Annotated in this window: 1 pseudogene; it reads left to right on the top strand. The window is 64.0% G+C overall.

The features are described 5' to 3' along the window. Window positions 1–18 precede the first annotated feature (18 nt). Window positions 19–267, top strand: a pseudogene (locus SB756_RS30795) (hydrolase); the annotation flags it as partial.

The following is a 267-nucleotide window of genomic DNA, read 5'->3' as shown; positions in this document are numbered from 1 at the left end:
CGATCACTGTGGGGTAATATGAAGGCTTTCCTGTTGCTCGGAGTGCTGCTGCTCATGGTCCCCACCGCTAACGCTGCCGGTGAGCCGGCGCCACACTGGGACGGACGGTTCCACAACCAGGCACGCCTGCCGCAGGACGGCGTGATGAAGAAGCTGCGCATTGGCCTCAAGTACCTGTTCTTGCGCAAACCCCCCGAAACCCGCCCCGCCAACCCCATCGCCGTGCAGCCCATGACCCGGCAGCAGGTGCTCGACGCACCTGATCAC

Origin of the sequence: Pseudomonas sp. SIMBA_068, from assembly GCF_046534705.1 — a bacterium.
Taxonomy (GTDB): Bacteria; Pseudomonadota; Gammaproteobacteria; order Pseudomonadales; family Pseudomonadaceae; genus Aquipseudomonas; species Aquipseudomonas putida.
Note: the sequence above shows the minus strand (reverse complement) of the source record. Positions and strands in the feature narration are given on the sequence as shown.